This window comes from Haloferax prahovense DSM 18310 (genome assembly GCF_000336815.1).
In the GTDB taxonomy this organism is placed as follows: Archaea; Halobacteriota; Halobacteria; order Halobacteriales; family Haloferacaceae; genus Haloferax; species Haloferax prahovense.
Genome location: NZ_AOLG01000057.1, coordinates 1 through 18195 on the forward strand (window position 1 = coordinate 1; position 18195 = coordinate 18195).

Below are 18195 nucleotides of genomic sequence, written 5' to 3' on the forward strand. Positions count from 1 at the left end.
AGATGTGTATAAGAGACAGCACCAGCGTCGCCTCGGAGGCCGCGAACGCCTTCGTCGACGCGATGAACGAACGCGGCATCGACGCGAACCTCTACTTCGGCCAGAACGACGGGACGCTGATGAGCGTCGACTACGCCATCCGCTACCCCATCTTCACGGTCGCCAGCGGCCCCTCGAACTCGGTCCGGGGCGCGGCGTACCTCTCCGCGGTCGAAAACGGCATCATCGTCGACGTGGGCGGCACGACCACCGACGTGGGCGCGGTCACCGAGGGCTTCCCCCGCGAGAGCAGCGTCGCCGTCGAAATCGGCGAGGTGAAGACCAACTTCCGCATGCCCGACATCATCGCCATCGGCATCGGCGGCGGCTCCATCGTCTCGACCGACGGCGGCGTCACCGTCGGCCCCCAGAGCGTCGGCTACAAGCTGACCGAGGAGGCGAAGTGTTTCGGCGGGGAGACGCTGACCGCGACCGACCTCGAAGTCGCCGCGGGCACCATCGACATCGGCTCCGAGACGCCGGACGTCGACGGTGAAATCGTCGAGGCCGCCCGCGAGTACGTCAGAGAGCGCGTCGAGCGCGAGGTCGACCGCATGAAGACGAGCGCCGAGCCGGTCCCCGTGGTCATCGTCGGCGGCGGGAGCATCCTCGTCCCCGACGACATCGCGGGCGCGAGCGAGGTCCACAAGCCCGACCACTACGAGGTCGCCAACGCCGTCGGCGTCGCCATCGCGCAGGTCTCCGGCGAGGTCGACCGCATCTACAGCCTCGACGAGATGGACCGCGAGGAGGCCATCCAGCACGCGAAAGACGAGGCCACCGACAACGCGCTCGCCGCCGGCGCGGACGCCGACAGTGTGGACATCGTCGACGTCGAGGAGGTCCCGCTTTCGTACCTGCCCGGCAACGCGGTGCGAATCAAGGTGAAGGCCGCCGGGGCGCTCGACCACTGATGACGGTCGAAATCGGCGTCGAGGAGATAGAAGACATCGCGCTCGGCGCGACTGTCCTCGGCACCGGCGGCGGGGGCGACCCCCACGTCGGCAAACTCGTCGCGAAGCAGGCCATCGAGGAGTTCGGCCCCGTCGAACTCCTCCCCCCGGACGAACTGGACGCGGACGACTTCGTCATCCCGACCGCCCAGATGGGCGCGCCGACCGTCTCGGTCGAAAAGCTCCCGAGCGGGCGGGAGGCCGTCGCCTCGATGGAGCGAATCGAGCGCGAACTCGGGAAGACCGCCGACGCGACGATGCCGATCGAGTGCGGCGGCATCAACTCGACGTTCCCCTTCGCCGTCGCGGCCCGCCGCGGACTTCCCGTGGTAGACGCCGACGGCATGGGACGCGCCTTCCCCGAACTCCAACACGAGACGTTCAACATCTACGGCGTCAGCGGGACGCCCGCGGCCGTCAGCGACGAGCAGGGGAGCACCTGCCTCATCGAGACGGAGGACAACGACCAGTTGGAGTGGCTGGCCCGCGGCGTCACCGTCAGGATGGGCGGCGTCGCCTACGTCTCGGACTACCCGATGACCGGGACGCAGGTCAAAGAGACCGCCATCCCCGGCACGATGTCGCTCGCGAAGAACCTCGGTCGCGCGCTCCGACTCGCCGAAGACGACGCGATGAGCGCCATCCGCGAGGTGACCCGCGAGTCGATTTACGGCGAGGCGCGGTCGCTGTTCGAGGGGAAAATCGTAGACGTTCAGCGCCGCACCGAACGCGGATTCGTCTTCGGCCACGTCGATATCGACGGCCTCGACGGCGACGAGGGCTCGACGATGCGCATCGAGTTCCAAAACGAGAATCTCGGCGCGGCGGTCGACGGGGGCTACGTGGCGACCGTCCCCGACCTCATCACCGTCCTCGACCGCGAGACGGGCGGTCCGATTCCGACCGAGAGCCTCCGGTACGGGGCGCGAGTCCGCGTGCTCGGCATCCGGACGCCCGAGATAATGCGGACGCCCGCCGCACTCGACGTGTGGGGGCCGGCGTCGTTCGGCCTCGACGCGACCTACGAACCACTCGCGGACCACCCATGAGTTTCGACATCCCACACCTGACGGAGATAACGCTCGACGACCTCGAAGCGCTCGGCACCGGCGCGGGCATCCTCGGCACCGGCGGCGGCGGCAACCCCCGCCTCGGCCGCCTGCGACTCCAGACGCTCCTCGAAGACGACGCCTACCCCGACTCGGTCGAACTGGTCGACCCGCGGGACCTGCCGGCCGACGCCACCGTGGCGAGCGTCGGCGGGATGGGCGCGCCCACCATCAGCGTCGAGAAGTTCGCCGGCGGCGACGAGGAAGTGCAGTCGCTTCGGGCCATCGAGGAGCTTTCCGGCGAGACGGTCGACGCGCTCATCCCCGGCGAAATCGGCGGCGCGAACAGCATGGCCCCGCTGTGCGTGGCGGCGATGACCGACCTCCCCGTGGTCGACGCCGACGGCATGGGCCGGGCGTTCCCCGAGCTACAGATGGACACGTTCTTCATCTACGGGACGCCCGTGAACTACGCGGCGACGACCGACGAGCGCGGCAATCAGGTCGTCTACCGAGACATCGACTCGGCCAAGCGCCTCGAAGACCTCGCGCGGGCCATCACCGTTCAGATGGGCGGCCGCTCGGGCTACGCCTTCCCGCTCATGACCGGCGCGTTCGTCTCGGAGTACGCGGTACCCCACACCGTCTCACTCGCCACCGAACTCGGGCGGACGGTCGAACGCGCCCGCGACGCCGGCACCGACCCCGTCGACGCCGGCCGCGAACTCCTCGGCGGCGAGGAGCTGTTCGCCGGCAAAATCGTGGACGTACACCGTCGCAACCGCGACGGCTTCGCTCTCGGGAGCGTCACGCTCACCGGGTTGGACGAGGACGCGACCCTCGAAATCGAGTTCCAAAACGAGTTCCTCGTCGCGCGGGACGACGACGGCGAGCTTCTCACGACCGTCCCCGACCTCATCTGCCTCGTCGACACCGACACCGGCGCGCCGGTCATGACCGACGCCCTGCGGTACGGCCAGCGCGTCTGCGTCCTCGGCGTGCCCGCGCCCGAACTGCTCACGACGCCCGAGGCGCTCGACGTCATCGGCCCCGAAGCGTTCGGCTACGAGATCCCCTACGACCCACTCCCGCGGGACGAGACCGGGTGGTGACGACGCAGTCGCCGCAGTCCCACCGCCGTCCGAACCGCTGAATCGCCCTCGACGCCGCGTTTCGCGCGGCGTCCCGCGACCGAACTAACTCGTACCACCACCCCGCCCCGACGCGTTGACTAGCCAATTCGGCACAACTTACGTGTCGTTTTGATTCGATTACGCCACCAGCAGTTTCAAATCGCACCCCCGAATACATCCGACCATGGAAAACCCCGACCTCACGTCCGCCGACGCCCCGTCCGACCCGAACACGCCGGAGGCGGTCCTCGAAAACTACCTCGACGAGCACGACTACGAGATATTCCGCGCGCTCAACGAGAACGGCCGCATCTCAGACACGGAGCTCGCCGAGCGCGTCGGCCTCTCCCGGACCGCGGTTCGTCGCCGCCGCGAGAAGCTTCAAGAGAGCGACGTGCTCGAAATCCTCGCGGTCATCGTCCTCCAGGAGGCCGACCTCGCCGACGCACAGGTGCTCGTCTCGTTCAACCAGCACGTCTCTTCGGACGTGCGGACCGAGTTCATCACGATGCTCATCGACGAGGGACTCGTCTACAACACGAGTTCCTGTCTCGGCGAGTACGACCTCGTCTTCAGCGCGTGGCACACCGACCTGAACGCGCTGAAGGAGTACGTCTGGGACCTCTTCGACGGTGAGGAAATCGTCGACGACTACACCATCATCCCGCTTCTGAAGACGTGGAAGGCGTGGGACAAAGAGCTGGACCGCCCCTGAATCGGTCGGTAGCGCGGGAGGGAGGACTCTTTTCAGGCCAGGTCGTCCAGCGCGACTCGGAGCGCGTCGACGGCCTCGCCGAGTTGCGCCTGCGAAATCGTCAGCGGCGGCTGGAAGCGCATGACGTTCTTGTAGTAGCCGCCGACGCCCATGACGACGTTGGACTCCTCGCGGAGGTGCTCGCCGACCGCGGCGGCGAGTTCCTTGTCGGGGGCGGGAGCGACGTGCTGCGGGCCGGTCGTCTCCGGGTCGACGAGTTCGATTCCCTGCATCAGTCCGAGGCCGCGGGCCTCGCCGACCACGTCGTAGTCCGATTCGAGCGTGGCGAGTTCGGCCGAGAGCCACTCGCCGTTCTCGCGGGCGGTGTCGATGATACCGTTCTCCAGTTCCTCGATAGTCGCCAGTGCGGCCGCGCAGGCGACGGGGTTGCCGCCGAACGTCGAGAGGTGGTCGCCGGAGCCGAACGCGTCGGCGATTTCCGCGGGGGCCGTGAACGCGCCGAGGGGCAGACCGTTGGCGATGCCCTTCGCCTGCGTCAGGATGTCCGGTTCGACCCCGAAGTGCTCGCTGGCGAACAGTTCGCCGGTGCGGCCGTAGCCGGTCTGGACCTCGTCGGCGATGAGGAGCGCGCCGTGGTCGTGGGCGATGTCCCGGACGCGCTTGAGCCACGCCTCCGAGGGGACGACGATGCCGGCCTCGCCCATGACGGGTTCGACGACGACCGCCGCGAGGTCGCCGCTGGTGTGCGAGCCGATGACCCGTTCGAGCGCGTCGGCGCAGTCCGCGCCGCAGGTGTCGCCGTCGCAGCGGGGGCAGCGGTAGGCGTACGGCGGCGCGGTGTGAGCCACGTCGTTAATCGTCGGGGCCATGTCCTGCTTGTAGGCCCTGTTGCCGGTGAGCGCGAGGCTTCCGAGGGTTCGGCCGTGGAAGCCCATCTCCAGCGAGATGACCTCCTTGGAGCCGGTGTACTTCCGGGCGAGCTTGATGGCCCCCTCGACCGCCTCAGTGCCGGAGTTACAGAAGAAGGACTTCTGGAGGTCGCCCGGCGTCACCTCGGCGATAGTCTCCGCGAGGTCGGCTACCGGCCGGTTCGGGTGGACGTACGAACAGCCGTGAACGAACTCCTCTAACTGCTCGGTCGCGGCCTCGACGACGGCCTCGTTGTTGTGTCCGACGTTCGTCACCGAGATGCCGGAGAACACGTCGAGGTACTCGTTGCCGTCGAAGTCCTCGAGGGTGCAACCGGACGCCCGCTCGACCGGGACGTTCAGCGATTTCCAAATCGGCATGAGGTAGTCGTCGTACGCCGCCTCGACCGACGAGTTCGTCTCCCGTTCTCTCATGAACACAAAGTCTAAACTGAATCCTAATAAATTATTCTGTATGGGATAAAGTTCAAATCTACTCGTCGGCTTCGGTCACGAAACGGTCGCGCGGAACTCGAACGTGGCTGGATACCTCGTACTCGACTCCGTTCGCCACCGAGGACGTGTTGAACACAGTCCAAATAATCCCACTCTACTGGAACATTTATCAATATATGGGACGACAGTCGGGGCAAGCGGGAGTCGCGAGCGACCGCCGCGCTCCCGAGAGCCGACCATGAAATCCATCAACCCCGCAACCGAGGAAGTCATCGAGACGCACGAGGAACACGACGAGGCGACGGTCGACGCGCGCTTGGACGCCGCGTGGGACCGGTTCGAATCGTGGCGCGAGACCCCGATTTCGCGGCGCGAGAAGTTGCTCGCGTCCGCGGCCGACGTGCTGCGCGAGCACAGCGAGGAGTACGCGAGCCTGATGACAGAAGAGATGGGCAAGCCCATAGCGCAGGCGGTCTCCGAGGTCGAAAAGTGCGCGTGGGTCTGCGACTACTACGCCGAACACGCCTCCGAGTTCCTGCAGGACGAGCACATCGGCACCGTGCCGGGGTCGAAGACGTACGTCTCCTCCGAGCCCATCGGCCCGGTGCTCGCGGTGATGCCGTGGAACTTCCCGTTCTGGCAGGTGTTCCGGTTCGCGGCCCCGCACATCACCGCCGGCAACGTCGCCGTGCTCAAGCACGCGCCGAACGTCTTCGGCTGTGCCGACGCCATCGCCTCCGTCTTCGAGCGGGCGGGCTATCCCGACGACGTGTTCACCTCGCTGCAGATTCCCGCCGAGCGCGTCGCCGGCGTCATCGAAGACGACCGGGTTCGGGGCGTGAGTCTGACCGGAAGCACCCGCGCCGGGCGGGCCGTCGCGGAGACGAGCGGCCGCGAACTCAAGCCGACGGTGCTCGAACTCGGCGGGAGCGACCCGTTCATCGTCCTCGACGACGCGCCGCTCGAAGCGACCGCGAAGCAGGCCGCGCGGGCACGAACCCAGAACAACGGCCAGTCGTGTATCGCCGCGAAGCGCTTCCTCGTCCACGAGGGCGTCTACGACGAGTTCGTCGAACGCTTCACGGAAGAGATGCGCGCGCTGACCGTCGGCGACCCAACGGACCCCGAGACTGATGTGGGGCCACAGGCGAGAGCAGACCTCATGGAGACGCTCCACGAACAGGTCACGGCGTCCGTCGACGCCGGCGCGACGCTCCGACTCGGCGGCGAACCGCTCGACCGACCCGGCCACTACTATCCGCCGACGGTGCTGACCGACGTGCCCGACGGCGCGCCCGCGAGGACCGAGGAACTGTTCGGTCCCGTCGCCACCGTCGTCAGGGTCGAAGACGAGGAGGACGCGGTCCGCGTGGCGAACGACACGCCCTTCGGCCTCGGCGCGAGCGTCTGGACGGCCGACGCCGAACGCGGCGAGGCGCTCACGACGAGGCTCACCGCGGGCAACGTCGCCGTCAACCACATCGTCGCGTCGGACCCGCGGGTCCCGTTCAGCGGGACGAAAAACTCGGGCTACGGGACCGAACTCTCCCGACACGGGATTCGAGAGTTCGTCAACACGAAGACGGTCTGGGTCGAGGACGCGCCCGCCGACGAGTAACCGAACAGGAACTCGGCGCGACAGCCGCGACAACACCGGCGGCGACGCCCGGAAGGCGAATCAAACCGAATCGAACGCGGACGCTTTTTTTCGATTCTGCGAGTTGACTACCATTCGAACCGCCGGCCGTTTGCCGATTTTCCGGTGAATCGTCGGCCAGTTTGTCGTTCCAGACCATGATTCTCTATTGGACTGTGTTCCTTATTTCCTCTAAAAATTGAACACAGTAAGATATATAGTGAGTAAGTTAGAATGTGGTGATGTCAATCATAACCATGACAGGAGAACTCTCACGCGTCCTCTCGAAGCGCGACGTGTTCGTGCTCGCGCTCGGGGCGATGATCGGATGGGGTTGGATCGTACAGACGGGGTACTTCATCGACCAGAGCGGCGTCACCGGCGCGATTTCGGCGTTCGTCCTCGGTGGGTTCATGGTGTTCGTCGTCTCGCTCATCTACGGCGAACTCGCCTCGGCGATGCCCTTCGTCGGCGGCGAACACGTCTACAGCATGCGGGCGTTGGGGCCGGCCGGCTCGTTCGTCTGCACGTGGGCGATAATCTTCGGCTACATCAGCGTCGTCGCGTTCGAGGCGGTGGCGCTCCCGAGCGCCCTCGCGTACATCGTCCCCGGTTTCAACGTGTTCGAACTCTGGACGGTCGCCGGCCAGCCGGTCTACGGCACGTGGGTGGCGACGGGCGTCATCGGCTCCGTGGTCATCACGTACCTCAATTACCGGGGGGTCCGCCCGGCCGCGCAGTTCCAGGCGATTCTCGCGCTCGTCATCACGCTGTCCGGCCTGACGCTCCTCCTCGGCGCGCTGTTCAACGGCACCTCGCCGTCGTCGCCGCCGCTCGCGGGAGCCGGCATCGGCGGCGTGTTCACGGTCGCCATCATGACGCCGTTCATGTTCGTCGGCTTCGACGTGATTCCGCAGGCCGCGGGCGAGGCCGACGTGTCGCCGAAGCTCCTCGGCGGGCTCATCGGCCTCTCGGTCGCCTGCGCCGCCGCGTTCTACATCGCCGTCATCTGGGCGGCCGGACAGGTCGCCACGGGCGCGACGCTCGTCGAGAGCTCGCTCCCCGCGGCGACGGCGATGGAAATCGCGTTCGACAGCGTGACCATCGGCCGCATCATGGCGCTGGCCGGCCTCGCGGGCATCCTCACGAGCTGGAACGGCTTCGTCCTCGGAGCCAGTCGCGCCATCTACGCGATGGCCGATTCGAACATGCTCCCCGAGCGGCTCGCGACGATTCACGACGACCACGACACGCCGTCGACCGCAATCGTGCTCGTCGGCGGCCTCGCGGCGCTCGCGCCCCTGTTCGGCGAGCAGATGCTCGTGTGGGTCGTCAACGCCGGGGGCCTCGGCATGGTGTCGGCGTGGTTCCTCGTCGTCGTCTCGTTCCTCGTGCTCCGGTACCGCGACCCCGACTTCGACCGGCCGTTCAAGCTCCCGGCGGGCTACGCGGTCGGCGCGCTCGGCCTGCTGCTGACGGTGTTCTTCGTCGGCCTCTACCTCCCCGGCTCGCCTTCGGCGCTGGCGTGGCCCTACGAGTGGGCGATGGTCGGCGGCTGGTGCCTGCTCGGCGTCGTCCTGCTGGCCGTCGCCGGCGGGCTTCCGACCCGGACGGAGGCCAAGGCGCACCTGAGCGCCCAGCAACTCGAAGACTAAGCCGCCTCCGGCGGTCGAAGCGCGGTGCGGTAGAATTCGGATGCGACGCGGACCGCGTTACGACACGTCGGGAAGCAGCGCGTCTTTCAGTTCTTCGAGTTCGTAGTCGTTCAGCGGGTTCGGCTCGTCCTTGATGGTCGTGATGACGAACGTCGAACTCGTCCGCGAAATCTCGTCTATCTCCTCGAACTCCGAGATGAGGTCCTCGACCATCGCGCGCGAGGCGAGGTGCGAAATCAGGACGAAGTCGGTGTCGCCGAGCGTGAAATACACCTGGTTGACGCCGGGCACCTCGCCGAGTTTGTCGCCGACCTCCTTGTGGTACTCCGAGCCGTACTCGGCCCAGACCTCGGTGATGAGCGTGAGATTCAGTCCGGCCTTCTCGAAGTCGATGTCGAAGATGTCGTTCTTGATGATTCCCTGCTCTTGGAGCCGTTCGAGGCGGTAGTGAACGGTCGACTTCGGGATGCCGGTCTCCTCGGTTATCCGGTCGGGACTCCCCGATTCGAGCGTCCCGATAGCCTTGAGGATTCGAAGGTCCTTCTCGTCCATGAACCGTAATCAGAAGTGCAACGATATTATTGTTCTGCGTCCAATCCCGGCCTCGTCACGGAGATAGCGGCAAGACGGTGGTGAGACGGGCGCGGCGCAGACGCCGGAGGTCGTCGCCGAGACGGTCAGCGATTGGGTCGAACGCCGAGGTTCGACGCGTCGGGACCGAACTCGTCGGCCAACAGCGCCGGCACGTCGTCCGGACGAACGTCGGAGTACCACCGGTTTCGCGGGTGGATGGCGACCGCGGCCCCCTCGGTGCTACAGAGCCCGAGACAGCTCGTTTCGACGACGTGGACCCGCGACCAGAAGACGCCACGGTCGCGCAACCACGAGGTCACCGCGTCGTACACCGCCGTGCCGTCGGCCTCGGCGCAGTCGGCGTAGTCGGACTCTCGGCTGTTCGTACAGACCAGCACGTGGTCGGTAAAGCCGTGCTCGCGGACCTCGTCGGTTCGGTCGCGCATCAGTCGGCCGCGGGAGCCGCGTCCCGGCCCGCAATCGGGGTCGCCGACTCGGACTCGCCCGACGACCGGAACTGGGCGTGCGCCGCCGCGAGGACCAGCCACAAGAGGAGCTGTCCAAAGGCGAACAGTCCGGCGAGTCCGGTTTCGAGCGTCGGCGACAGCGCCCCGTGAACCGCGTTATCGGGGGCGACGACGGCGACGGCCGCGAGCAGACCGAACGGAACGACCGCACCGACGGCGGCCGCGACGAGGCCGCTCGACTCGCGCAGGCGGACGTAGGCGTAGCCGGCCGAGAGACAGGCGAGCGCCCCGGCGAGCATCATCCCGGCGTAGAGCGGGAGCCGCGTCGCCGCCGAAAGCGACTGCTCCGCGCCCGGCGCGGCCGGCGGGAGGACCAGCCACGGCGCGCCCGAGACGGTGACAAATCCTGCGAACCCCATCAGGTAGCTCTTCGCGGCGTTGGGACCGGGTATCGCCGGTTCGAGGAAGAAGAACGCGACCCCGAAGAACGCGCCGCCGAGCACGACGCCCCACAGCCCGCCGGCCGCGACGCTCACGGCCTTCGTGACCGCCATCGACACCGCGGTGTCGTGATGGCCGCCGCCTTCGCCGGCGTGGGTGCCTCCGGACTCGTGGCTGTGAGTCCCCTCCGCCTCGTGGCTGTGGGCGCTCTCCGCCTCGTGGCTGTGAGTCCCCTCCGCCTCGTGGCTGTGGGCGCTCTCCTCGACGGCGGCGTGGTTCAGTTCGTCCGCGTAGGCGACGAGGGGGTTGGCGACGATGGCCATGAACAAGCCGAACACCAGTCCGGCGACCAGTCCCGCCTTCACTCCCCGCGTCAGGTACTCGGCGAACATCGTCAGTGGCAGGCGATACCGGCCGCGTGGCGGAAGTTGTGCAGCGAGTCGTGGACGAGCGGGTCCTGCACGAACAGGAGCGTAAAGCCCAACGCGGCGATGAAGAGGAGTCCCGCAGCCATCTGCGTGGGAGACAGTTCGGTTCGGGCGCGTTCGATTCGGCCGTTGACGGTGTTCGCCGTAGCCATGATAAACTCAAATTGATGAAAAACAAGTCCGGTTGTAAAACTTTCGAAGACAAGCCAGATTGTGTTTCGACAACTTAGATTTAATAACTCGGCGGGGCGATTTTATGAAAGTTAATTTGCTGTACTCCAAGCACAATTGTTTTCAAACCGCGCCCGGATTGTCGAGTCGAATGTCACAGGTAACGCTCCCGCACGACGCCAAGGCGGGACCCACGAAACCGGAGGTGAGAGCGGTCACGCTCGACAAACTCGGCTTGCGGTCGACGGACCACTTCGTCGACGTCGGCTCCTGTACCGGCTCGATCACCATCGAGGCGGCCCGGCGGGTCGAGCGCGTGACCGCCGTCGAACGGAAACCGAAGCGGCTGGACGTGACGCGGAAGAACCTCGGGGCGAACGAGTACGACGCCGACGTGACGCTCCGCGACGCGGAGGCTCCCGACGGCCTCCCGGCCGACGCCGACGCGATGTTCATCGGTGGCAGTCGAAACTTCGAGGCCGTCCTCGACCACGCCGTCGAGACCGGCGTGGACCGGGTCGTGATGAACGTTTCGCGGGTCGAGCCCGCCGGCGACGCCATCGAGGCGTTCCGCGAGCGCGACCTGCTCTCGGAGGTCGTCCAGCTGCAGGTGAGCCACGGCTACGAACTCGCCGGCGCGACGAGCTTCCGGTCGAACAACCCGGTCTACGTCGTCGTCGGCCGACGCGACGCGGAGGGGTTATGACCGTCTACGGCATCGGTCTCGGCCCCGGCGACGCCGACCTCGTGACCGTCAAGGGGAAACGCCTGCTCGAATCGGCGGCGGTGGTCTACTCGCCCGGCCGACTCTCGCGGACGGTCGCGCTGAACCACGTCCCCGAGGAGCGTATCGGCGACCTCGATTTCCCGATGACGCGCGACCCCGACGAACTCCGCCGCGCGTGGAAGGAGGCGGCCGCCGAGGTGGCCGCCCGCGCCGACACGGAGGACGTGGCGTTCGTGACCCTCGGCGACCCCAACGTCTACTCGACGTTCGGGCACCTCCGCCGCACCCTCGACGCGTTCCACCCCGAGGTCGACCTCGAAGTCGTCCCCGGCGTGAGCGCGATGACGGCCTTCACGACCGTGCTCGGCGTCGAAATCGAGTCCGGGACAGGGCTCGCGCTCCGCGAGGCCGCGAACGGCTCCGCGCCGACCGGCCCCGACCGCATGGTGCTGTTCAAGGTCACCGACGCGCCGACGACCCACGAGAAACTGACCGAGGCGGGCTACGACGTTCGGTTCGGCCGCCGCCTGTTCATGGAGCAAGGCGAGACGGTCGTCACCGACGACCCCGACGAACTCGCGGAGCGCGACTACTACACGCTGGCCTACGCGGAGCGCGAGGGCGTCGAGCGCGAGGTGGCGACCGCCGCGTTCGACGGCGTCGAATCGGGAGGGTCGGCGTGAGCGTCGACGGCGACGCTGACACCGGCTTCACCGACGAGGAGGGAATCCCCTTCGTCGGCGCGGGACCGGGCGACCCGGACCTGCTCACTGTCGCCGGAAGAAAACTCGTCGAGGACGCCGACCTCGTGGTTCACGCGGGGTCGCTCGTCAACAGCGAGCTCTTAGACGAGTTCTGCGCCGACGCCGAACGAGTCAACAGCGTCGGCAAGGACCTCGAAGAGCTGATTCCCCTGATGGCGGAGGCCTACGAGTCGGGCCGGACCGTCGTCCGACTCCACAGCGGCGACCCGGCGATTTACGGGGCCGCCTTGGAGCAGATGGACGCGCTGGCCGAGGCGGGCGTTCCGAGCTACCTCGTCCCCGGCGTCACCTCCGCGTTCGCCGCGAGCGCGACGCTCCGCACCCAGTTGACGCTGAACGAGGTCTCGAACCACGTCGTCTTCACTCGACCGCGGGGTCGGACGCTCTCGCCCGAGGAAGACCACATCGGCGACTTCGTCGGCTTCGGCGACACCACGGTCTGCATCTACCTCGGCACCCACGCCGTCGCCGAGACGATGGACCGACTACTGGACGAGGGCCACGACCCCGACACGCCCGTCGCGGTCGTCTACCACGCCTCGTGGCCTGACGAAGACGTTATCGAGGGGACCATCGAGACCATCGGCCAGCGGGTCGAAGACGCGGGCTACCGCGCCTCGGCGCTCGTCATCATCGGCGAGGCGGTGAACGGCTCGAACTACGAGCGGTCGTTCCTCTACGGCGACTGGGCCCGCGGCGGCGACGCGCCGAACGACGAACCCGATTCTGAAACAGAGGGGCAGACACAATGAGCGGCAACTCGACAGACTCCGAAAGCAGCCACTGTAGTACTCCCGACAGCGACGGCGAGGTCGCCGACGAAATCGCCATCGTCAGCTTCGAACGAAAGCTCGACACGGCGGAAGAAATCAAGCGCGACCTCGCGGACGACTACGACCGGATAGACGTTCTCACCTACCACGGCGACGTGTTCGCCGACCACTGGGGCGAGTACGACTGCTTCGTCGGCCTCATGGCCAGCGGCATCGCCATGCGGAAGACCGCGGGCCTCCTCGACGACAAGTGGGAGGACCCGGCGGTCGTCGTCGTCGACGAGGAACTGACGTGGGCGATTCCGCTCACCGGCGGCCACCACGGCGCGAACCAAGTCGCCTACGACCTCTCGAAACTCGGGGCCGTCCCGGCGATGACGACCGCCTCGGAGGCCGCGGGCAAACAGGGCGTCGAGAGCAAGGCGAAGGCGCTCGACTCCCACGTCGTCAACGGCGATTCGACCGTGGCGACGAACCTCGCCGTCCTCAACGACGAACTCGGCCCGGTCGCCCGACTCGACGGCCCGAAGGCGGTCCTCGTCGGCGACGACGTGACAGTCCTGAAGCGCAACGGCGACGACGGCGTCGTCCTCGGGACCGGGAGCGTCTCCGGCGCGAAGAAAGCGCAGTTCCTGACGGCGTGGGAGCGGGCGCTCGACGACGCCGACCGCGACTGGGACGACGTGGAGTTCGTCGCCACCGGCACGCGAAAGGCGGACGAACCCGGTATGCTCGACGCTGCCGAGGAAATCGGCGCGGGCGTCGTCTACTTCGAAAAGGAGACCCTCTCCGAGTTCGAGGGGCCGACGCCCTCGCGGTCGAAGGAACTCATCGGCTGGCCCGGCATCGCCGAGGCGAGCGCCATCGCCGGCGGCCGCGACCACGAACTGGTCGTCGAAAAGCGGCGCTACGACGACGCCGTGACCGTGGCGGTGGGACGATGAGCGACGGCGGCGAACCGGCGTCCGGCTCCAGCGGCCGCGACGAGGTGCCCGACGACTACGGGACGCTCTACGTCGTCGGCATCGGCCCGGGCCTCCCGGACCACATGACCCAGCGGGCGAAGGGACTCGTTTCGACCTCGGACTGCGTGGTCGCTTCGAACCTCTATCAGGAGTTCCTTCGCGACGACGGAACGCTCCCACCCGAAGAAAGCGACGAGGGGCCGGAAGTCGTCCGCTCGTCGATGGGAAAGCAGGTCGAACTGACCCGCGAGGCGTTCGGGCGCGTCCGCGACGGCGAGGACGTGGTCCACGTCTCCGGCGGCGACCCGAACGTCTACGGGAAGTCCGACCTCGTGTTCACGATGGCGGAGACGGACGAGGCGACCGACGTGCCAATCGAAATCGTCCCCGGCGTCACCGCGGCGCTCGGCGGCGCGGCCATGATGGGCGCGCCGCTGTCGAACGACTTCTGTACGGTCTCGCTGTCCGACAAGTGGCGCGGCTGGGACGAAATCGAAGAGAAACTGCGCGCGGCCGCCATCAGCGGCTTCGTCATCGTCCTGTACAACTGCTGGCGGAACTACGAACGCGCCATCGACGTGGTCCGCGAGGAGCGGGCCGACGACGTACCGGTCGGCATCTTCAACGACGCCGGCCGCGGCGAGGCGGGCCGCAATCTGGACGACGAGACGTTCTCGGTGACGACCCTCGGCGACGCGAAAGCCCACGACGACGACGTGGGCGGGATGGGAACCTCGATTCTCATCGGCACCCACGAGACCGAACCCTGGAGCAACGACTACGAAACGTACCTCGTCACGCCCCGCGGCGGGCGCGACGTCGACGACTTCTAACGCATGAGCAAATCAGACACGGAATCCGAATCGAAGTGCGGCGGAGCGACGGCGGAATCGACTGACGCAGCCGACTCAGAATCGAGGTGTCGCGCGTCGTCCTCGAAGGGCGACGGCGACGCTGCTTCGAAGTGCGGCGGCAGTTCGGGCGGTTCGAAGAAGGGACAGACCGCCGAGAAGGTCGAAGCGACCATCGAGGACTTCGACGGCGAACCGGGGCAACTCGTCGCCGTCGGCCTCGGTCCCGGTCGCGCGAGCGAGATGACCACGCTGGCGAAAGACACCCTCCGCGAGGCCGACCACATCGTCGGCTACACGACTTACATCGAACTCCTCCCAGACGACATCGTCGAGGGCGCAGACGACATCTACTCGACGCCGATGTGCGGCGAGGTCTCTCGGACCGAGGAGGCGGTCGACCGAACGCTCGCCGGCAACGACGTGGCCATCGTCGGGAGCGGCGACCCCAACGTGTACGCGCTGGCCGGCCTCGCGCTTGAAATCCTCGAATCGAAGGGCGCGACCGCGAGCATGGTCGACTTCGACGTGGTCGCCGGCGTCCCGGCGGCGCAGTCCTGCGCGGCCCGACTGGGCGCGCCGCTCGTCAACGACACCGTGACCATCAGCCTCTCGGACCACTTGACCTCGATGCCGACCATCGAGTCGCGCCTCCACGCGGCCGCCAAGGAGGGCTTCACCATCGCCATCTACAACCCGTGGAGCCGCAAGCGCCGGGCGAACTACGAGAAGTGCTGCGAGATTCTCCTCGAACACCGCGCGCCCGACACGCCGGTCGGCATCGTCCACGGCGCGGGCCGCGACGACGAGGAAGTCGAAATCGTCGAACTCCGCGAACTGCCCGACCTCGGCGAGACCGACCTCGTGGACATGACGACGACGCTTCTGGTCGGCAACGAGGAGACGTACGTCTGGGACGACCGGATGGTGACGCCGCGGGGCTACGAGCAGAAGTACGAGTACTGAGATGTTCGAAATCGCAATCGACCGAGACGCCTGCGACGGCATCTTCGCCTGTCTCGCCCGCGACGGGCGGTTCGTCGAGGACGACGACGGGCTCGCCACGATCGACCCCGACGCGGCCGGCGTCGTGCGCGTCGAGCGCAGCGACGAACGCGTCGTCGCCCTCCTCGAAGGCGACGCCGAGGCGGATGACGACGCGACACTCGCGGCGCGAGCCTGTCCGCCCGGCGCGATTTCGGTACGGGAGGTGGACGCGTGAGCGACGCCGGCGTCGACCCTGCGGACGACCTCCTGAAGAGCGCGCCCGAGACGGCCTACCTGTGGGGCCACGTCGCCGGCGGCGGCCGCGTCGAGCGGGGGCAGTTCACGGCGCTGACGAACGACGAGACCTGCGCGAACCGCCTCGCGACCATCGCCGGCGGCGGCGACATCGACCGCCGAGAGACGGAGCGAGAATACGCGCACAACACCGCCGTCACCCGCGTCAAAGACGAGTACCACGTCATGGTCGAAGGCGACGTGGTCAGACGCGCGAGCGCCGCGTTCGGTCTCCCCGTCGGTGACGACGCCGGCGGCTACCGCTTCGATGTGTTCGAAGACCGGCGAAAACAGCTCCTTCGGGGGCTCCTCGAATCCTGCGGGACGGTCTGTTTCAAGTCCTCGGCGGGGACGGTCGGCATCTCGTTCGTCCACCACGACCGGGCGCTCCTCGACACCGTGGACCGACTGCTCGACGCCTGTCCGGTCGACGCGCCGACCGGCCCGATTCAGGAGACCTCGTCGGGCGGCTACTGGTTCGGTATCGACGACGACGCGGCCGCCGGCTTCGGCGAGTGGGTCTACGAGGGCAGCGACGAGACGAGCCTGTTCGCGCCGACGCGGCGCCGAAAGCTCGTCCGCAGTCTCGAAGAGGCCGAGAACGCATGAGCCTCGAACGGCCCGACCCAGCGCTCGACGACGACGCCGTCCTCCTCGTCGGCCACGGCTCGCGCCGCGAGGAGTCTAACGAGCAGGTGCGGACGCTCGCCGCGAAGTTGGAGTCGCGGCTGTCGGTTCCGGTCGACGCGGCGTACATCGAACTCGCCGAGCCCTCGATAGACGACGCAATCGAGACGATGGCACCGACCTGCCGGACGATGACCGTCGTCCCGCTCTCACTTTTCGCCGCGAGCCACGTCAAAAACGACGTGCCGCTGGCGGTCCAGCGGGCCCGCGCGACCCACGACGGCACCGAGTTCCGGTTCGGGTCGCACCTCGGCATCCACCCCTCGCTCGTCGACCTGCTGGACGAGCGGGCGCGGGCGGTCGAGTCCGACCTCGGCGTCGACCGCGAGGACGACGACGTGGCGGTCGTGCTCTGCGCCCGCGGGTCGAGCGACCCCGACTCGAACGGCGACGTGCACAAACTGGCGCGCCTGCTGTACGAGGGCCGCGGGTTCACCCGCGTCGAATCGGCGTTCATCGGCGTCACCACGCCCCGGTTGGAGGAGACGCTTCACACCGTCGCCAAGGACCGCCCGGACGCGGTCGTCGTCCTCCCGTACATGCTCGGCGACGGCGTGCTGACGGGGCGAATCGTGGACAAGGCCGAGACGTTCGACGAGGAGTACCCCTACGTCGACGCCGGCGCATCGGGACCGCTCGGCACGGACGACCGGGTGGTCGAGACGCTCGCCGACCGGTATCGAGAGGCCCGCTCGGGGAGCGTCGAGATGTCCTGCGACACCTGCAAGTACAAGGTCGAACTCGCCGGCTACGAGGACGATGAGGGCGGCGCTCGCGCGATGCTCCGCTCGCTCGTCCATCAGGCCGAACACGCCGACCGAAGCGACGTCGACGACGACCCGCACGTCCACGACGCCCCCGAGAAACACGTCGCGGTCTGCACGAACCAGACCTGCGCCGCCAGCGGCGCGGCGACCGTCCTCGAAGAGCTCAGACAGGGCGTGCGCGACGCCGATGACTGCGACGTGCACGTCTCTCGAAGCTCGTGTCTCGGCCAGTGTGGCGACGGCCCGATCGTCGCCGTCTACCCCGACAGCGTCTGGTACGGCGGCGTGACGCCCGACGACACCGACCGCATCGTCTCGTCCCACCTCGAACGGGACCGCATCGTCTCGAACCTCGTCCACCAATCACTCTAATCATGGCCTGCGCAGAACTCGAAGCGCTCCGACTCGCGCTGTTAAACATCACCGGAACGACCGACGAACACGCGAAGCGACACGCCGAAGCCGAACTCGAGGACTACCTCGACGACGCCGGCCCGATTCAGGCGCTCGCGAACGCGACTACCCTCGACGAGGCCCAGCGGCATCTCGACGCCGCGCTCGTCGACCTCGAAGAAGAGGCGACGCGAATCGACGACGACGACCCGCAATCGGGCTACCTCCGGGGACGGCTCGTCGCCGTCCGCGACGCAGAGCGGTCGCTTCGCCGCATCCGCGAGGGAGCCGATGCGTTCCTCGATGACCTCGGAGAGGCGCACCACACGCTCCACGACGCCTTTCCCGTCGAGGACTGAGCCC

General features: G+C 67.5%; 21 protein-coding genes. 16 read left to right on the top strand and 5 right to left on the bottom strand.

The features are described from left to right. The 4 genes from C457_RS18285 to C457_RS18300 form a co-directional block, all read left to right on the top strand. Positions 1–953: hydantoinase/oxoprolinase family protein (locus tag C457_RS18285; protein ID WP_008096987.1), on the top strand; the 953-nt coding region annotated here is incomplete at its 5' end. Continuing rightward, positions 953–2041 carry a DUF917 domain-containing protein gene (locus C457_RS18290; RefSeq protein WP_008096992.1) on the top strand — a complete coding sequence of 363 codons (1089 nt, stop codon included), beginning with the start codon at positions 953–955 and terminating at the stop codon, positions 2039–2041. The genes C457_RS18285 and C457_RS18290, both read left to right, overlap by 1 nt. Then, on the top strand, positions 2038–3153 hold the full coding sequence (locus tag C457_RS18295; RefSeq protein WP_008096994.1) for a DUF917 domain-containing protein: 1116 nt from the start codon (positions 2038–2040) through the stop codon (positions 3151–3153). Before C457_RS18290 ends, C457_RS18295 begins: the two co-directional genes overlap by 4 nt. 205 nt (positions 3154–3358) lie before the next feature. Then, the gene (locus C457_RS18300) at positions 3359–3889 is read left to right on the top strand and encodes an Lrp/AsnC family transcriptional regulator (RefSeq protein WP_007274222.1); all 531 of its coding nucleotides are present in this window, start codon (positions 3359–3361) and stop codon (positions 3887–3889) included. A gap of 32 nt (positions 3890–3921) precedes the next feature. Here the strand turns inward: C457_RS18300 and C457_RS18305 are convergent, their stop codons facing one another. Next, on the bottom strand, positions 3922–5232 hold the full coding sequence (locus tag C457_RS18305; RefSeq protein ID WP_008096995.1) for an aspartate aminotransferase family protein: 1311 nt from the start codon (positions 5230–5232) through the stop codon (positions 3922–3924). 259 nt (positions 5233–5491) lie between these two features. Here C457_RS18305 and C457_RS18310 point away from each other — a divergent pair, with 259 nt between their 5' ends. Then, the gene (locus tag C457_RS18310; protein WP_008096996.1) at positions 5492–6871 is read left to right on the top strand and encodes an NAD-dependent succinate-semialdehyde dehydrogenase; all 1380 of its coding nucleotides are present in this window, start codon (positions 5492–5494) and stop codon (positions 6869–6871) included. Positions 6872–7131: 260 nt separating this feature from the next. Beyond that, positions 7132–8544 (top strand): APC family permease, encoded by a 1413-nt coding sequence (locus tag C457_RS18315; protein ID WP_008096997.1) that lies wholly within the window; start codon positions 7132–7134, stop codon positions 8542–8544. A 57-nt stretch (positions 8545–8601) separates the two neighbouring features. Here the strand turns inward: C457_RS18315 and C457_RS18320 are convergent, their stop codons facing one another. From C457_RS18320 to C457_RS18335, 4 genes are all read right to left on the bottom strand, one after another. Then, positions 8602–9096, bottom strand: coding sequence for an Lrp/AsnC family transcriptional regulator (locus C457_RS18320; RefSeq protein ID WP_008096998.1), 495 nt, complete (start codon positions 9094–9096; stop codon positions 8602–8604). 125 nt (positions 9097–9221) lie between these two features. Continuing rightward, positions 9222–9563: a (2Fe-2S) ferredoxin domain-containing protein gene (locus tag C457_RS18325; RefSeq protein ID WP_008096999.1), complete on the bottom strand. Its 342-nt coding sequence runs from the start codon at positions 9561–9563 to the stop codon at positions 9222–9224. Next, positions 9563–10417, bottom strand: a complete 855-nt coding sequence (locus C457_RS18330) for a CbtA family protein (protein ID WP_008097000.1) — start codon at positions 10415–10417, stop codon at positions 9563–9565. Before C457_RS18330 ends, C457_RS18325 begins: the two co-directional genes overlap by 1 nt. 2 nt (positions 10418–10419) lie before the next feature. Further along, the gene (locus C457_RS18335; protein WP_008097001.1) at positions 10420–10605 is read right to left on the bottom strand and encodes a CbtB domain-containing protein; all 186 of its coding nucleotides are present in this window, start codon (positions 10603–10605) and stop codon (positions 10420–10422) included. Positions 10606–10775: 170 nt separating this feature from the next. On the opposite strand from C457_RS18335, the gene cbiT reads away from it, so the two are divergent. Genes cbiT through C457_RS18385 form a run of 10 tightly spaced genes read left to right on the top strand, consistent with a single transcriptional unit; the run spans position 10776 to position 18191 of the window. Beyond that, a complete protein-coding gene (cbiT, locus tag C457_RS18340; RefSeq protein WP_008097002.1) occupies positions 10776–11330 on the top strand; it encodes a precorrin-6Y C5,15-methyltransferase (decarboxylating) subunit CbiT in 555 nt (184 codons plus the stop codon). Then, positions 11327–12034 carry a cobalt-factor II C(20)-methyltransferase gene (locus C457_RS18345; protein WP_008097003.1) on the top strand — a complete coding sequence of 236 codons (708 nt, stop codon included), beginning with the start codon at positions 11327–11329 and terminating at the stop codon, positions 12032–12034. Before cbiT ends, C457_RS18345 begins: the two co-directional genes overlap by 4 nt. Then, positions 12031–12867 (top strand): precorrin-4 C(11)-methyltransferase, encoded by an 837-nt coding sequence (gene cobM, locus C457_RS18350; protein ID WP_008097005.1) that lies wholly within the window; start codon positions 12031–12033, stop codon positions 12865–12867. Before C457_RS18345 ends, cobM begins: the two co-directional genes overlap by 4 nt. Continuing rightward, complete coding sequence (gene cbiG, locus C457_RS18355) at positions 12864–13832, top strand: cobalt-precorrin 5A hydrolase (RefSeq protein ID WP_008097006.1); 969 nt, start codon at positions 12864–12866, stop codon at positions 13830–13832. Before cobM ends, cbiG begins: the two co-directional genes overlap by 4 nt. After that, positions 13829–14686, top strand: coding sequence for a precorrin-3B C(17)-methyltransferase (locus C457_RS18360; RefSeq protein WP_008097007.1), 858 nt, complete (start codon positions 13829–13831; stop codon positions 14684–14686). Before cbiG ends, C457_RS18360 begins: the two co-directional genes overlap by 4 nt. Positions 14687–14689: 3 nt before the next feature. Next, positions 14690–15670 carry a precorrin-3B C(17)-methyltransferase gene (gene cobJ, locus C457_RS18365; RefSeq protein ID WP_008097008.1) on the top strand — a complete coding sequence of 327 codons (981 nt, stop codon included), beginning with the start codon at positions 14690–14692 and terminating at the stop codon, positions 15668–15670. 1 nt (position 15671) lies between these two features. Beyond that, complete coding sequence (locus C457_RS18370; protein WP_008097009.1) at positions 15672–15926, top strand: ferredoxin; 255 nt, start codon at positions 15672–15674, stop codon at positions 15924–15926. Next, a complete protein-coding gene (locus C457_RS18375) occupies positions 15923–16594 on the top strand; it encodes a hypothetical protein (RefSeq protein WP_008097010.1) in 672 nt (223 codons plus the stop codon). The genes C457_RS18370 and C457_RS18375 overlap by 4 nt, the downstream gene beginning before the upstream one ends. Next, positions 16591–17811, top strand: a complete 1221-nt coding sequence (locus tag C457_RS18380) for a CbiX/SirB N-terminal domain-containing protein (protein WP_008097012.1) — start codon at positions 16591–16593, stop codon at positions 17809–17811. Before C457_RS18375 ends, C457_RS18380 begins: the two co-directional genes overlap by 4 nt. A 2-nt stretch (positions 17812–17813) precedes the next feature. Beyond that, positions 17814–18191 (top strand): DUF3209 family protein, encoded by a 378-nt coding sequence (locus C457_RS18385; RefSeq protein ID WP_008097013.1) that lies wholly within the window; start codon positions 17814–17816, stop codon positions 18189–18191. Positions 18192–18195: the final 4 nt, after the last annotated feature.

Coding starts and splice junctions, on each gene's coding strand:
- C457_RS18290 (WP_008096992.1), top strand. CDS start 953: ATGACGGTCGAAATCGGCGTCGAGGAGATAGAAGACATCGCGCTCGGC.
- C457_RS18295 (WP_008096994.1), top strand. CDS start 2,038: ATGAGTTTCGACATCCCACACCTGACGGAGATAACGCTCGACGACCTC.
- C457_RS18300 (WP_007274222.1), top strand. CDS start 3,359: ATGGAAAACCCCGACCTCACGTCCGCCGACGCCCCGTCCGACCCGAAC.
- C457_RS18305 (WP_008096995.1), bottom strand. CDS start 5,232: ATGAGAGAACGGGAGACGAACTCGTCGGTCGAGGCGGCGTACGACGAC.
- C457_RS18310 (WP_008096996.1), top strand. CDS start 5,492: ATGAAATCCATCAACCCCGCAACCGAGGAAGTCATCGAGACGCACGAG.
- C457_RS18315 (WP_008096997.1), top strand. CDS start 7,132: ATGTCAATCATAACCATGACAGGAGAACTCTCACGCGTCCTCTCGAAG.
- C457_RS18320 (WP_008096998.1), bottom strand. CDS start 9,096: ATGGACGAGAAGGACCTTCGAATCCTCAAGGCTATCGGGACGCTCGAA.
- C457_RS18325 (WP_008096999.1), bottom strand. CDS start 9,563: ATGCGCGACCGAACCGACGAGGTCCGCGAGCACGGCTTTACCGACCAC.
- C457_RS18330 (WP_008097000.1), bottom strand. CDS start 10,417: ATGTTCGCCGAGTACCTGACGCGGGGAGTGAAGGCGGGACTGGTCGCC.
- C457_RS18335 (WP_008097001.1), bottom strand. CDS start 10,605: ATGGCTACGGCGAACACCGTCAACGGCCGAATCGAACGCGCCCGAACC.
- cbiT (WP_008097002.1), top strand. CDS start 10,776: ATGTCACAGGTAACGCTCCCGCACGACGCCAAGGCGGGACCCACGAAA.
- C457_RS18345 (WP_008097003.1), top strand. CDS start 11,327: ATGACCGTCTACGGCATCGGTCTCGGCCCCGGCGACGCCGACCTCGTG.
- cbiG (WP_008097006.1), top strand. CDS start 12,864: ATGAGCGGCAACTCGACAGACTCCGAAAGCAGCCACTGTAGTACTCCC.
- C457_RS18360 (WP_008097007.1), top strand. CDS start 13,829: ATGAGCGACGGCGGCGAACCGGCGTCCGGCTCCAGCGGCCGCGACGAG.
- cobJ (WP_008097008.1), top strand. CDS start 14,690: ATGAGCAAATCAGACACGGAATCCGAATCGAAGTGCGGCGGAGCGACG.
- C457_RS18370 (WP_008097009.1), top strand. CDS start 15,672: ATGTTCGAAATCGCAATCGACCGAGACGCCTGCGACGGCATCTTCGCC.
- C457_RS18380 (WP_008097012.1), top strand. CDS start 16,591: ATGAGCCTCGAACGGCCCGACCCAGCGCTCGACGACGACGCCGTCCTC.
- C457_RS18385 (WP_008097013.1), top strand. CDS start 17,814: ATGGCCTGCGCAGAACTCGAAGCGCTCCGACTCGCGCTGTTAAACATC.